Genomic DNA, 13,895 nt, shown 5'->3' on the forward strand with positions numbered 1-13,895 from the left:
CGCGTCTCGCCCGGGCCGGTCGCTCCTTCCCGAGGAGAGACCGAGCGGATCAGCCCCCCAGTGCAGCAGCGCCAGGCTCGCAATCGAGCGAATCCACGCCCATCTACGCATGATTCACGCGTGAAACACGCAGCCATGCAATGATCCACCGTAGGCTTCCCCCGTGGACAACCTCGATCGCAGCATCCTCGACCTGCTCCGCCAGAATTCCCGCGCCGGGTACAGCGCTCTCGGTGAGATCGTGGGCCTGTCCGCGTCCGCGGTCAAGCGCCGCGTGGATCGCCTCGTCGCGGACGGAGTCATCCGCGGCTTCACGATCCAGGTCGACCCCGCCCTCGACGGAATGAGCACCGAGGCCTATGTGGAGCTCTTCCGCCGGGGCACGGTCTCACCCGAGGAACTGCTGCGCATTCTGTCGGCCGTGCCGGAGGTCGTAGACGCCGGAACCGTCACCGGGAGCGCAGACGCGATCGTTCACATCCGCTCGCGCGACATCCCGAGTCTGGAGGCCGCGCTCGAGAAGGTGCGCCGAGCCTCGAATGTGGACCACACGCGCAGCGCGATCGTGCTCTCGCGCCTGATCGACCGCGGAACCGGCTGAGCCCCAGACCTCGCCCGACCGGCGGAACGACCCCCTCGGGCGTCGACACGGGACCGCGCCGCCTCTCCGGGACAGCCCTGCCGACGCTGCCGGGAGCGAGCGGATGCGCTCGAACAGGTCGCCGCTCTCGGGTCGCTGAGGCCGTTGTCGAGCCATCCTGATCCTTGTTCTGCGAGAACATTCAGCGGACACCCAGCTCTCAGCGCCTCGCACGGAGCGCCGCCACGGGCAAGAGTGGCACGATGGGCGCATGAAGCTGCTCGTTGTCGAAGACGATCCGGATATGGGAGGGCTTGTCCAGCGCGGTCTGGCCGCGGAAGGCTACGACGTCACCCTGATGACCAACGGCGTGGACGCGCTCATCGCGCTGCGCGACGACACCTACTCGGCCGCCGCCATCGACGTGATGCTCCCCGGTATGAGCGGGTTCGAGCTGTGCCGGCACATCCGCGATTCCGGCACGGCCATGCCCATCCTTCTGCTCACCGCCCGCGACGCGATCGAAGACCGTGTTCACGGCCTGGACTCGGGAGCGGACGACTACCTCACCAAGCCCTTCGCGTTCGCCGAGCTCGCCGCCCGGGTCCGCGCGCTGCTGCGCCGGGAGCCCACCGGGATGCGACCCCAGATCATCGTCGGCCGTCTCACGATCGACTCCCACGAACACCAGGCGCTCGTCTCCGGCCACGAGATGCCGCTCAGCCGCCGCGAGTTCACCTTGCTGCGCCTCTTCGCGACCAACCCGGACAAGACGCTCTCCCGCACGGACATCCTCGAGTCGGTCTGGGGGACGACGGAGAACATCGGCACCAACGTCATCGACCAGTACGTCTCGTATCTGCGGAAGAAGCTGGATGTCGCAGGCGCGGGCCTGTCGATCGTCACAGAGCGGGGGCGCGGCTACCGCCTGGACGCGAAGAACGCGCTGGAACCGAAGCCGTCCGGCGGGAGCGCGGCCGGGGCCGCCCCGGAGGCCGCGGCTCCGTGACCTGGCTTCGGCGGCTGTCGATCACCGCACGGATCACGATCGGCAGCCTCATCGTCGCTGCCCTGTTCGGCCTGGCGGCGGTCGTCGTGATCCGAGTGGGCGTCTCCTCCATCCTCCACAACGCGACCGTCACCCTTCTCACCAACGACATCAGCGGGCCCGAGGCGTCCGTGCAGAAGAATCCCGATGGACCGTTCAATCTGCCCGGTGGCGGCCAGGAGCTCGCGGTGGTCGGCTCCGACGGCCAGCTGCTCGAGACGACACTCCCCTCCGCGATGGCGTCCCGCGTCCCGCAATTGCTGGGTCTCGGGGACGACCCGACCACCGTGCAGATCAGGGACGACCAGTACCTCGTCCTCGTCCGGAGCGTCCAGACACCGGCCGGAGCCCTGCACATCATCGCCGCGCGCAACGATGAGACGACGGCCCTCATCCTGGACCGCCTCACCCTGGCGCTACTCGTCGGCGCGGGCATCGTGGTCCTCGGTTTCGGGGCCGCCTCCTGGCTGCTCACCCGCACTGCGCTCCGGCCGGTGAGCAGGATGCGCGAGCAGGCCGAGCGCATCGCCGGCTCCGAACGCGCGGGCAGGGACGAGTCGGCCGGCCTCCTCAGCGTCGGCCCCGCACGCGACGAGCTCTCCGAGCTCGCCACGACGCTGAACGATCTCATCCGCCGGCTGCGCGCCTCCGCCGAACGCGAGCGCCAGATGGTCTCCGACGCCAGTCACGAGCTCCGAACCCCCCTCGCCGTCCTCCGTGGACGTCTGGAGCTCGCGGAGCTGGATGCCGGCGACCCGGACGCTTTATTGGCCGACATCCGCTCCTCCCACGCCACCGCGATCCGTCTCGGCCAGCTCGCCAACAACCTGCTGGAGCTTTCTCGCATCGAGGCGGGCCCAGCGAAGGGCCGCATCGGCTGGCGCACCCTCGTGGACGAGCTGACCGACGCGATCGACCGCGCGCGCCTCCTCGTCAGCAGCGACGAGGACTCCGGCGACATCTCCGTGGACTTCTCCTACGATCCCCGGCGCCGACCCGGCCCCTCGGCCCGCATCGCCCTTTCTCCCACGGACTTCGGCCGCATCCTCGACAATCTGCTCGGCAACGCCATCACCGCCATCCGCGCCATGCCTGCCGACCGCCGCCCCGGTGAGGCCATCGTCACCGCCGACCTCACTGTCGCCGAGGATTTCGCCCTCCTCACAGTCCGCGACACGGGCCCCGGCATGCCCGCGGAGTTCATTCCGGTCGCCCTCGACCGCTTCACCCGCGCCGACGACGCCCGCACCTCCCAGTCCGGGACGGGCGGCGGGCTCGGGCTCGCCATCGTCTCCGCCCTCGCCGCCGCGGCCGAAGGCTCGGTGCGCCTCAAGAACGCGGATGACGGGGGCCTGGTGGTCGTCGTGCGGCTGCCGCTGGTGACGGAATAGGGTCCCCGCCGGTCAGATGACCTCCTCTGTCGACCGCGTCGGATTCCCGAACCGGTGGTTGGTGATCGAGATGGCCTGCTCGTGCAGGAAAGGCAGCACCTCGACTCGCCCCGAGGGTGTGACCGAGCCGGAATAGACCGCGACATCCGGGCTGCCGCTGAGCGCCACGGCCAGTTCCACCGGGTCGCCGCCGATCAGCCGGATGCGGTGGTCCGGAATGCGCTGCGCACGCACCCGTGAGAGCCAGTGCGCGTCGGACTCGACCACGACCTCCACTTCCCGTTCACGGAGCAGTTGCGCCGTCCCCCTCGGCAGTTTCACGCTCGTGCTGACCGAGAACCGTGAGCGGGCCACCGTCGCGGACGCCATCACACGAAGCAGTTCCGGTAGAGACGCGCCCTCCGACAACCGAACCGTCACCGGGACCGGGCGGTAGCGGAAGAGATTCCTCTCGACTCCGAGCCCGGAGACATCTCTCACCTGGTGGTACTCCGTCGCCATCGCGATCGCGTCGCTCAGCGCGGACCGCCGCACGAGGTCGAATGCGGGATAGCCCATCGACGACTGACCCGATTCGATCAGGTCGGTCACCCGCTGTTCCAGGCCACGCAGGTGCAGGCTGGAACTCGACTGGCCGAGCTCCGGTTCGCAGCTTCCGAGCCCGATCAGGTAATTCGGGCCTCCCGCTTTCGTTCCCGCACCGACCGAGGAGCGCTTCCACCCGCCGAACGGCTGCCGCCGGACGATCGCCCCGGTGATCCCGCGGTTGACGTACAGGTTGCCCGCCTCGACGGTGTCGAGCCACTGCGCGAGTTCCTCGGAGTCGAGCGAGTGCAGACCGGCCGTGAGCCCGTACTCGATCGCGTTCTGAAAGCGCACCGCCTCCTCGAGGGTCCTGGCCGTCATGATCCCGAGCACCGGCCCGAAGAACTCGGTGAGGTGGAAGTACGATCCCGGCTGGACGCCAGTCCGGATGCCGGGCGACCACAGCCTGCCGCTGTCGTCCAGCTGTCTCGGCTGAACGAGCCAGCCCTCGTCCGCACCGAGCGTGGTGAGCGCGTGCAGGAGCTTGCCGCTCGCCGGTTCGATCAGCGGGCCCATCTGGCTCGTCGGGTCCTGCGGGTAACCGACCCGCATGCTGGTGGCCGCATCCACGAGCTGGTTTCGGAACCGCTCGGACTTCGCGACCGATCCCACCAGGATGACGAGGCTCGCGGACGAGCACTTCTGCCCGGCGTGCCCGAAGGCGCTCTTCACGATGTCCGACACGGCGAGGTCGTAGTCCGCACTCGGCGTGACGATGATCGCGTTCTTCCCGCTCGTCTCCGCCAGCAGCGGGAGATCCGGACGCCAGGAACGGAACAGTTTGGCCGTCTCGTACGATCCGGTGAGGATGACCCGATCGACCCGGGCGTCGGCCACGAGCTGCTGCCCGAGCTCGTCTTCCCCGATGTCCACAAGGACCAGCAGTTCCCGGGGAACGCCCGCCTCCCACAGTGCCTCGACCATCACCGCGCCGCTGCGCTTCGCCTGCGGCGCGGGTTTGACGATCACCCCGCTGCCTGCGGCGAGCGCCGCGAGGACTCCGCCCGCTGGGATGGCGACCGGGAAGTTCCAGGGCGGGACGACCACCGTGAGCTGCGACGGAACGAACCGCGCCCCCTGGATGCTGTCGAGCTCGCGCGCGAGGGTCGCGTAATAGTGAGCGAAGTCCACCGCCTCGCTCACCTCGGGATCAGCCTCCGCGATGGTCTTGCCGGTCTCGGCCGCCATCACTTCGATCAGGCGGTCCCGGTTGGCTTCCAGCGCGTGCCCGGCCCGATCGAGGAGGCCCGCGCGCTCCTTACCGCTGCGAGCACCCCACGCGGCCCCTGCCGCGCGCACGCTTTCGAGAAGCCCGTCCAGCGTCGCCGGATCGCTGACAGCCGCACTCGCGATCGCCGCGACCCCGAGCTCACTCGCCCCGGCCCGGCTCAGGATGCGGCGGCCCCACGCCCGGTTGGCTGCGAGCGACGGATCGGTGTCAGCGGCGTTCTCGAACCCCGAGCGCCCCTCGTCTCGGCTGCTCCGCTCCCCGACGGCGCCGTCAGCGAACTCCAGACCCCCGCTCGACCCGCGGGTGAGGCCGAGCACCATGCTCGTCAGGCCCTCGTCCGCCGCACCCGGCACCGGATCGTCCGCCGACGGCCGCGTGAAGGCGGCCGCCGTCGACTCCTCCCACTCCCGGGTGCGATCCTGTATGCGGTTCGGAAGCGGCGCCGCTTCATGCGACAGGGCATCCGCCTCGAACTCCGCCACCGAGGCGAGGAAGCGCTGCCGCTCACGCTCGAACAGCTCGGGGTCCGACCCGAGCTCGAACACCGCCGACATGAAGTTCTCCGGGCTCGCGTTCTCTTCCAGCCGGCGGATGAGGTACGAGATCGCGACATCGAACTCGTCCGGATTGACCACCGGCGTGTACAGCAGCAGCTCTCCGACCGTCCGCTTCACGGCCTCCGCCTGAGCCGTCGCCATCCCGAGCAGCATCTCGACGTCGATCCGCTCGGCGACCCCGCGCCGAGCGGCGAGCAGCCACGCGAAGGCGACGTCGAACAGATTGTGTCCGGCGACGCCGATCTTCACGGCATCGGTGCGCTCCGGCGTCAGCGCCCAATCGAGCACACGCTTGTAGTTCGCGTCGGTGGCCTGCTTGCTGCCGTATGTGGCCAGCGGCCAGCCGTGGATCGCGGCGTCCACCCGCTCCATCGCCAGGTTCGCGCCCTTCACGACCCGCACCTTGATCGGAGCACCGCCCGCGACCCGTCGTTCGGTCGCCCATTCCGTGAGCCGCTGAAGCGCGTCGAGCGCATCCGGGAGGTAGGTCTGAAGCACGATCCCCGCTTCCAAACGGAGGAACTCCGGCTTGCTCAGGACGCCGGTGAACACCGCCATCGTGAGATCGAGATCGCGATATTCCTCCATGTCGAGGTTGATGAACTTCGGCGTCGGCGATGACGCGGCCAGCTGGTAGAGCGGCGTCAGCCGATCTACCACGCGTGCGACCGTCTCGTCGAACGACCACATCGACAGCTGCGAGGCGATCGACGACACCTTGATCGAGACATAGTCGACGTCGTCCCGGGCCAGCAGCGCACGAGTGCCTTTCAGCCGCCGCGCCGCCTCCTTCTCCCCGAGCACCGCCTCGCCGAGCAGGTTGAGGTTCAGGCGCGCGCCGTGGCCGGCCGGGTCGTGGGGTGCGCGCAGGTGCGCGATGGCGGGCCCGAGCTTCTCGGGCGTCGCGTCCACGACGAGATGGCCGACCATCCGCCGAAGCACACGGCGCGCGATCGGAATGACCACCCACGGCAGCACCGGACCGAAGACACCGCCCAGCCAGATCGCGAACCGCATGTACCAGGGCAGGAACGCCGGAATCTTCTTCGCGACGCGCTGCAGGTTGTACCCGGCGACGAAGAGATCCTGCGGCCGGGCCACACCGTCTACGAACCCGACTGCGAATTCCAGGCCGTCCGGATCGCGCAGCACACCCGCCAAACGCTCGGCCGCCGGGTCCTCGTGGACCGCCTCCCCACCGTGGCCCGCGCTCTGCGCGAGCCACGAGCGCACGAGCTCGACCGCCTCATCGGCCAGTCGTCCCGCAACCACGTCCCTGCTCTCAACCATGTCCACGACTGTATTCCTCGCTGCCTGGGCGGCATGCCGACCGTCCGAACCTGTGGACAAGTCGCAGCCGCGCGGAACCTGTGGAGTACATTCTCGGGTCTGACTATGATCGGAAAAAGCGAATGTTTCCGAACAATAGCGTGAAGCTGAACCGAATGGATGCGCGATGCTCGACACTCGTAAGCTTCGCCTCCTCCACGAGTTGAGAATCCGCGGCACCGTCTCCGGCGTCGCCAAAGCCCTGTCGTACAGCCCGTCCTCCGTCTCCCAGCAACTCGCCGCCCTGGAACGGGAGGTCGGCACGGTCCTCCTCGTCAAATCCGGGCGCCGTCTTCGGTTCACCCCGCAGGGTGAACTCCTCGCCGAGCGCACGACCGGCATCCTGGACGCTCTCGACGCCGCCGAGTCCGCGGTCGCGGCCTCCAGCACGACCGTCAGCGGCGTCGTGCGGATCGCCGTCTTCCAGTCCGCCGCACACGCCATCCTGCCCACCGCCCTCGACACCCTCGCACGCGACTTCCCCGAACTTCGCGTCGAAATCGCCGAGCGCGAACCGGACCAGGGGCTGTTCGAGGTGTCCGCCCGCGACGTCGACCTCGCCATCGCCGAGCAGTACCCCGGCAGCGCCCGGGGGATGCGCAACGACCTGGACCGCGTCGAGCTCGCGACCGACAGCATCCACCTCGCCACCGCCAGACGACGGGACGCCCGCATCCGAACCGCCTCCCTCGCCGCCGCCGCCGACCTGCCGTGGGTCCTCGAACCCGAGGGGACCGCCGCCCGCACCTGGGCCGTCCAGCTCTGCCGCACAGCCGGCTTCGAACCCGATGTCCGGTTCGAGACCGCCGACCTGGTCGCGCATATCCGGCTCATCGCTTCGGGAAACGCGGTCGGCCTGCTGCCCGGCCTCGTCTGGTCCGGCGAGGAGCCGAGCGTGTGCCTCCTCCCCCTGCCGGGTTCCCCGCGCCGCACGATCTTCACCTCCGCCCGCCGCTCCTTCGCCGTCAGCCCGGGTGTGGTGGCGTGCCGCCGGGCTCTCGCCGCGGCGATCCCGCGACCGCCGGCCGACCGCCCCGCGCCGGGTCCCTTCCCCTAGGCTCGTCTCCATGACCGACCCCGAAGCCCTTCGCGGCGCCGCGAGTCACGATGTGGTGATCGTCGGCGGCGGTCACAACGGGCTCACCGCCGCTGCCTACCTGTCGAGCGCCGGCAAGAGCGTCATCGTGCTGGAACGCCTGGACGAGGTGGGCGGCGCTGCCGTGAGCACACAAGCGTTCCCCGGCGTCGAGGCACGCCTCTCCCGGTACTCCTCCCTCATAAGCCTGCTTCCCCAGCGCATCGTCGACGACCTCGGCCTCGATATCCGCCTCGCCCGCCGCCGCTACTCCTCATACACGCCCGTGCCGGGCGACCCGGACAGCGCTGGACTGCTCATCGACAGCGCCGACGACGCGGCGACGGCGGCCTCGTTCTCGCGCATCGGCGCCCCCGACGACGCCGCCGCCCTCGCTGCGTTCTCCGAAGCGACCGGAAAAGCGGCCCGCGCGCTCTGGCCGACCGTCACCGAACCCCTCCTCACCCGGTCCGAAGCCCGGGCCCTCGTCGCGGACGACGAGCTGTGGGAGGCGCTGATCGAGCGCCCGATCGCTGGTTTCATCGAGAGCCGCCTGCGCAACGACCTCGTCCGCGGCGTTGTGGCGACCGACACCCTGATCGGCACCTTCGCGAGCACCGCCGATCCCGGACTCGCCCAGAACCGCTGCTTCCTCTACCACGTCATCGGCCAGGGGACCGGCCACTGGGATGTTCCGGTCGGCGGCATGGGCGCTGTCACCGGCGAGCTCCTGCGTGTCGCCCGCGAAGCCGGCGCACGCATCGTCACCGGCGCGGAGGTCACCGGCATCACTCCCGGTGGCAGCGTCCGGTACACCCGCAACGGCCACGAGCGCCGCGTCGACGGCACGCACATCCTCGTCAATGCCGCCCCCGCTGTCCTGGACCGCCTGCTCGGCGAAGAACCGGCCACCCCGCGACCGCGGGCCGAGGGCGCACAAGTGAAGGTCGACCTCCTCCTGAAACGCCTCCCGCGCCTGCGCGACGAGTCGATCGACCCGAAAGCGGCCTTCGGCGGCACCGTCCACATCAACGAGAGCTACACGCAGCTGGAGCAGGCGTACTCCGAGATGCTCCGCGGCGTCATGCCCGACCTCCTCCCCTGCCAGATCTCCTGCCACACGCTCACCGATCCCAGCGTCCTCGACCCGGATCTCGCGGCATCGGGCGCCCAGACGATCGCCGTCTTCGGCCTGCACACCCCTGACCGGTGGCTCAGCGACGAGAACAACGACGCGACCCGGGAACGCCTCCAGGCCGCCGCGCTCGCCTCGCTGAACTCCGTCCTCGCCGAGCCGATCGAAGACCTGCTCTTCACCGACGCGAACGGCGATCCCTGCATCGAGACGACGACCACACGGGATCTGGAACGCGACCTCGACCTGCCCGGAGGCAACATCTTCCACGGCCCGCTCACCTGGCCGTTCGCCGAAGACGGCGACCCGCTGAACACACCGGCCGAACGGTGGGGCGTCGCCACCGCGCATCCCCGCATCCTGCTCTGCGGCTCGGGCTCCCGCCGTGGGGGCGCGGTCAGCGGGCTCGGAGGGCACAACGCGGCGATGGCCGTGCTGGAGGGCTGAGAGCACTCGAATCCGATGCTCAGAGACCTCCCTCTGCGCTGCGGCGGAGACGTGGCTAAGGTGGGGAACACCAGCAATCGCACTCCCGGGAGGTCAGCATGATACGGCAGCCGACAGGACGACTTATCCGCAAAGACGACGGAGTGTATGTGGTCCTCGACCGGATCTTCCGAGCGCCGATCGAAGAGGTCTGGTCCTACTTCTCCCGGTCCCCGCGCCTCGCCCAGTGGATCGGAGAGTACACCGGGACGCCCTCGACGGGGGCGGTCCGGTTCCGGATGAACCAGGAGGGCGAGAACGCCGAGTGGGAGAACGTCGCCATTCTTCTGTGCGACGCGCCACACCGCCTCCATGTCGATGTCGGCAGGTCCCTGTGTGCGCTCGTGATGTACGTACACCTCACCGAGGCCAGCGGCAACACCACCGTCACCTTCGGCCAGCGGATGCAGTCGCTCTCCGAAGAAGAGGCGAACATGGGCGTCGGCTGGGACTTCTACCTCGACCGTCTCGTCGCCGCACACGATGACAAGACGCCGCCGGACTGGCTCGAACACTACAAGACGCTCTGCCGCGAACTCGACCACGACCTCCGGGCCGAGCGCCTCTCCGCTCAGCAGAGACGGTGAGCGGTTCAGTTCCCTTTATTGGCAAGGAATTGATGGGTGTAGTCCCCACATTACTACCCACATAGCCCGGTGAAGCTTTCCCCGAGGTGGCAGCCTTGTCGGGTGTGGGCAGGGGGGTGTTTGTGGGCAAAGTGTGGGCAGGGGGGTGGGGGTATGTCTACCGCCTGGAGGTTGCGGTCGATACGATTTGGCTGCACCCTGGACGGAAGGATCGTGGTGGGGCGATACTGGCGGAAGCACCCCAAGAAAGAATTGGAGGCTTTGCTTGGCGAGTTCCACGAAGCAGGGTGGCGAATCCAGGACCCGCCTAAGTACTACAGGCTGTATTGTCCGTGCTCCGCGGAGCACAAGACGTTCGTCCATCTGACGCCCAGCGGCGGATACTACGCTAATCACAAGCTGCAGTGGCTTTACAACCTTGACTGCTATACCGGATCGCGAGGAGAGAACTGATGCTTACCAGCATCCACAGCCAGTTCTATGTGTCCGGGGACAATGACCTGGATGCGCAGACAGACGCGGTGATGGAAGCTCTTCTTGAACTCGAAGAGGCGTCCGAGGGTCTCCTCAGCGGCAGCGACGTTACCGCATCTCTGCGGGAGCGGGTGGTGACCATCTCGGTTCTCATTGAGGCCGAGTCGGCGGCTGACGCGAAGCGCATCGGTGTCCTTGCCCTCGATGCGGCGGTCAGGATCGCGGGTGGCAACCCGACGATCCTGGAAGATGATGGTCCCGAAGATGGGTTCGTTCTCCAGGGTCGCACCGCCGAACTCATCGGCTCCAACTGAACGACGAAGCCCGCCCCCGCACAACAGGGGTTGTGCGGGGGCGGTAGATGGAAATCTATATAGCACTTACTGAAGTCGTTAGGCTTACTCAGGAAGGAGCTAAAGAAAAAGCGGTGCCAGCACCACCATCTAAGAAAAATGCCGCACTAAGGTAACGCATCTTAGTTCGTTCCCGCTCGCCTCTATATCCACCTACTATCATGCCATACAAGGTCACACCACTAAGGGGGTTCCTGTCATTGGTGCTACTAAAAACTGGCCCTCCGGAATCACCAGGGCCGCCTAAACCAAGAGGCCCTTCTGCGGTTTTCTCCCCCTCACGAACAGGCTCGGGAGGACTGATGGGACGCCAGAGACAAGTATAACTCCCCACGATACCACTCGTGCAGAAAAATAATGCATTACCGGCGCCGTCCGAGTAATTGACGACAGGAACGGTCGCGTAACCATGCAACCCAGGATGATATATAATCACCCTATTAAAAGCGCGAGGCGCGCTGTGCATAATCATCGTGCATGTATAACCCTTGACTTCAAAATGGCAATAGCGACTGCGCCGAGTTGTAGGCACAACACGAACAAGCATCAGGTCAGCATCGTCTGCCTTGTAGTAAACTTTTCCGACAACCGAGCCGCCGACCTTGACAACATCGCCTTCATTCCCACAGTGCCCTGTAGTGGCCACGTACCGAATAGCCCGACGGTATGCGGTCAAGTTATCCCAGAAACCTATGCTTGATAGCACAAAAGCTGCTGTACAGGGGACCCGAGGCATGTCTAATTGGGTGCCGCCGACAATATTATTCGGATCCGTACGTAACGGTTCGACTGCGGACGCGGGCCCTGTGGTGGCTACCCCCAGGCCGACGACCAAAGCTAGTACGAGACCCGCGATCGATGCTCGGCGACGTAAAACACGCCGACGAAAACTAAACAAACTAAAAACCTTACCTTTCAAAACGGAAACAAGTCCTCTAAGAAACATTGGAAAAAGCTGTTTACTGGAAATAGTTCTCACGAACACTTCCGGTCTACTGACCTTCTTGCATAACCTGCTCAAGGCTTGCCGTAACAGGGAAGACCGTTGCGCGCCGCACATTGATGGTTTCTACAAGGTCGCCTCCTTCGAGGCGGAAGGAAGCCCCCACCTTTTCGCCGTGCGCGTCTACAGCCCAGGGAACAGCGAACCCTCCGACCGGATCATTCTGCCCGTCACTAACAACAGCTACGGAACCGTCCTGGCGGATAACAGGGTGAAGACCTTTCATCATCTGTAACGGGAACCGGTACTCCCTTACCGCACCTGGTGACGGCACCCGCATCAGAACCTGCAGAGCATTCTCGGTCGGAAAAACACTCATAACCGTCTCCCCTACCTTTGTAGAACCCAAAGCACGCCCGGTGCCATGAAACGGTCGCCGGGAAACACCACCCGCATCGACAACCTCATTCGTCTGCTCGCCTGGCACGGTGAACGAAAAACCGCCATCATCTTCCGACGGCCCCTCCTCAGCCTGGGGAACCGGGCGGGTACGAGAGTCGACCACCGTCTTGGTATCACGCATCGGTGACCCCACGGCCGAGTCCACGCGCGAAACCAGCACAACAGACGACCCGGCAACCAGCCCCGCGACAACCAAACCAGCCACCCCCGCCACAACCCGAACCCTCCAAGATTGTGAGAACACACCCAACATCAAAACCTCCTCAATTCCTGCTACCCCTCGCACCATACGAGCGAGCATTCCCCCCAGACAGGCCCCTCATGAGGGGGCCTGTCTGGGAGGCAGGGAAGAGGTTAACCCCATGAGCGGGTCTGCGGGGAGGCCTATCCAAAAAATGGTGGAAACGGACGGTGACCCTAAGGCTCAGTTAAGGCCAGGGAGTCAGCCACGGCCGGCGAAGGCGATCACGAACACGTTCAGCGTTGGCCTCCACCCCCAACCACCACCGAAAAGCACGACAAAAACCCGCCCCGCCCAACCTCGTGAAGAGATGGGTGGGGCAGGGTGGCGGTGTCGGGTGTTAGCTGGTTGTGGGTGGTGTTCCCGCTGGGGTGGGGCGAGGGGTTAGTTGGTTCGTTGTGCCTGAATGTCGTTCAGGTACTTCGCGAACGCAGCGGTCCCATCGAAGTAGTTGGCGTGGGTGACCTTGACGGTATCGAGAGAGTCCGAGCCGATGAGGACGATGTCCATGTTCGTGTTGCTGCGGAACTCTTCCTCAAGCTCGGAGTAGCGGGCAAGGGCGCTCTCGCTGTCCTGACCGTATTCGAGCGGTTCGCCGGTGAGGTGACCTTTGGAGTGGTCGAACACCAGAATGAAATGCTGGATAGTCGTCATCACACCGATCCTTTCTCGAGGTAGGGAGTTGCTTGAACTCTAAGGCGTTCGATCTCTTCGAGTAAAGAGCTGGGTATGGTCTCGCCTGCCTCGTCGATGGCCATTGCCCGTGACATCACCGACATCAACTGTTGGACGGCATGAGATCCGTCTTGTTTGAGGTTCTCACCGACGAGCGCCGACTGGCGCTCGACCGTGATCGCCCAAAGATGCATGAGCGGGGTGCGTAGCTGGATCTCCACACACCGTTGATCATACTTAACAACCAGATGCACTCCGCGATAGCCTGAAAGGCGAGGGTCAGTGATGTAATCCTTGTATCTGGTCACGGGACGGCGCTTGCGTAGCCGGGCCTCGACACGGCGGATCTCCTCGACGCTGCCGAGGATGGCGCGGCAACCGCCAATGTCTTGCATCCCTGAGAGCGCAAGCGTCTGCTCCCGGGCGGTGAGTTTGTCGATGATCGTCGTGAATCGCTTGAGACGCTGCGAGACTTCAACCTGACAACCTTCGGTCTTGATCATCGACCGCAGACCCATGTTGGCCTTGGCGAGTGGGACCTGATGAGCGGCCCGGAACGCCTCAACCACACGGAATGCGTGCTTCACCTGTGCTTCATCACCGAGTTCGCCGCGGAAGCACTTACGAATCACTGAGCCGGCCTTGTCAACCTGCGATTTCGAGATCACGATCTCATCCACAAGCCTCCTCTTGTCGATCTGAGATTACAACCTCGTCCGCACTGCACGCCGAAACGGCCCCGG

11 protein-coding genes are annotated in these 13,895 nt (G+C 66.0%); 7 read left to right on the top strand and 4 right to left on the bottom strand.

The window, feature by feature from the left end; all coding sequences use genetic code 11:
* The first annotated feature begins 163 nt into the window (after nt 1–163).
* The 3 genes from O159_RS11695 (at nt 164) to O159_RS11705 (ending at nt 3,019) form a co-directional block, all read left to right on the top strand.
* A complete protein-coding gene (locus tag O159_RS11695; RefSeq protein WP_021755991.1) occupies nt 164–601 on the top strand; it encodes an Lrp/AsnC family transcriptional regulator in 438 nt (145 codons plus the stop codon).
* Between the two features lie 250 nt (nt 602–851).
* Nucleotides 852–1,589, top strand: coding sequence for a response regulator transcription factor (locus tag O159_RS11700; RefSeq protein WP_021755992.1), 738 nt, complete (start codon nt 852–854; stop codon nt 1,587–1,589).
* The gene (locus tag O159_RS11705; protein ID WP_021755993.1) at nt 1,586–3,019 is read left to right on the top strand and encodes a sensor histidine kinase; all 1,434 of its coding nucleotides are present in this window, start codon (nt 1,586–1,588) and stop codon (nt 3,017–3,019) included. Before O159_RS11700 ends, O159_RS11705 begins: the two co-directional genes overlap by 4 nt.
* Nucleotides 3,020–3,031: 12 nt before the next feature.
* On the opposite strand, the gene O159_RS11710 is transcribed toward O159_RS11705, so the two are convergent.
* A complete protein-coding gene (locus tag O159_RS11710) occupies nt 3,032–6,682 on the bottom strand; it encodes a bifunctional proline dehydrogenase/L-glutamate gamma-semialdehyde dehydrogenase (protein WP_043994319.1) in 3,651 nt (1,216 codons plus the stop codon).
* 166 nt (nt 6,683–6,848) lie between these two features.
* Here O159_RS11710 and O159_RS11715 point away from each other — a divergent pair, with 166 nt between their 5' ends.
* The 4 genes from O159_RS11715 (at nt 6,849) to O159_RS11730 (ending at nt 10,792) form a co-directional block, all read left to right on the top strand.
* On the top strand, nt 6,849–7,778 hold the full coding sequence (locus O159_RS11715) for a LysR family transcriptional regulator (protein WP_021755995.1): 930 nt from the start codon (nt 6,849–6,851) through the stop codon (nt 7,776–7,778).
* A gap of 10 nt (nt 7,779–7,788) precedes the next feature.
* Nucleotides 7,789–9,378 (top strand): phytoene desaturase family protein, encoded by a 1,590-nt coding sequence (locus O159_RS11720; RefSeq protein ID WP_021755996.1) that lies wholly within the window; start codon nt 7,789–7,791, stop codon nt 9,376–9,378.
* A gap of 98 nt (nt 9,379–9,476) precedes the next feature.
* Nucleotides 9,477–10,004 carry an SRPBCC domain-containing protein gene (locus tag O159_RS11725; protein WP_043993763.1) on the top strand — a complete coding sequence of 176 codons (528 nt, stop codon included), beginning with the start codon at nt 9,477–9,479 and terminating at the stop codon, nt 10,002–10,004.
* Nucleotides 10,005–10,456: 452 nt separating this feature from the next.
* Nucleotides 10,457–10,792, top strand: coding sequence for a hypothetical protein (locus tag O159_RS11730; RefSeq protein WP_021754404.1), 336 nt, complete (start codon nt 10,457–10,459; stop codon nt 10,790–10,792).
* A 1,031-nt stretch (nt 10,793–11,823) separates the two neighbouring features.
* On the opposite strand, the gene O159_RS14720 is transcribed toward O159_RS11730, so the two are convergent.
* The 3 genes from O159_RS14720 to O159_RS11740 all read right to left on the bottom strand — a co-directional run bounded on the left by O159_RS14720 (nt 11,824) and on the right by O159_RS11740 (nt 13,832).
* Nucleotides 11,824–12,489: a hypothetical protein gene (locus tag O159_RS14720; protein WP_144267626.1), complete on the bottom strand. Its 666-nt coding sequence runs from the start codon at nt 12,487–12,489 to the stop codon at nt 11,824–11,826.
* Nucleotides 12,490–12,861: 372 nt separating this feature from the next.
* Nucleotides 12,862–13,131: a hypothetical protein gene (locus tag O159_RS11735; RefSeq protein ID WP_043993737.1), complete on the bottom strand. Its 270-nt coding sequence runs from the start codon at nt 13,129–13,131 to the stop codon at nt 12,862–12,864.
* A complete protein-coding gene (locus O159_RS11740; RefSeq protein ID WP_021755999.1) occupies nt 13,131–13,832 on the bottom strand; it encodes a RelA/SpoT domain-containing protein in 702 nt (233 codons plus the stop codon). The genes O159_RS11735 and O159_RS11740 overlap by 1 nt, the downstream gene beginning before the upstream one ends.
* Nucleotides 13,833–13,895: the final 63 nt, after the last annotated feature.

This window comes from Leifsonia xyli subsp. cynodontis DSM 46306 (assembly GCF_000470775.1).
In the GTDB taxonomy this organism is placed as follows: Bacteria; Actinomycetota; Actinomycetes; order Actinomycetales; family Microbacteriaceae; genus Leifsonia; species Leifsonia cynodontis.

What these genes read in the sequence shown, in the direction of transcription:
- O159_RS11700 (WP_021755992.1), top strand. Translation starts at nt 852, where the DNA reads ATGAAGCTGCTCGTTGTCGAAGACGATCCGGATATGGGAGGGCTTGTC.
- O159_RS11710 (WP_043994319.1), bottom strand. Translation starts at nt 6,682, where the DNA reads ATGGTTGAGAGCAGGGACGTGGTTGCGGGACGACTGGCCGATGAGGCG.
- O159_RS11715 (WP_021755995.1), top strand. Translation starts at nt 6,849, where the DNA reads ATGCTCGACACTCGTAAGCTTCGCCTCCTCCACGAGTTGAGAATCCGC.
- O159_RS11720 (WP_021755996.1), top strand. Translation starts at nt 7,789, where the DNA reads ATGACCGACCCCGAAGCCCTTCGCGGCGCCGCGAGTCACGATGTGGTG.
- O159_RS11725 (WP_043993763.1), top strand. Translation starts at nt 9,477, where the DNA reads ATGATACGGCAGCCGACAGGACGACTTATCCGCAAAGACGACGGAGTG.
- O159_RS11730 (WP_021754404.1), top strand. Translation starts at nt 10,457, where the DNA reads ATGCTTACCAGCATCCACAGCCAGTTCTATGTGTCCGGGGACAATGAC.
- O159_RS14720 (WP_144267626.1), bottom strand. Translation starts at nt 12,489, where the DNA reads ATGTTGGGTGTGTTCTCACAATCTTGGAGGGTTCGGGTTGTGGCGGGG.
- O159_RS11735 (WP_043993737.1), bottom strand. Translation starts at nt 13,131, where the DNA reads ATGACGACTATCCAGCATTTCATTCTGGTGTTCGACCACTCCAAAGGT.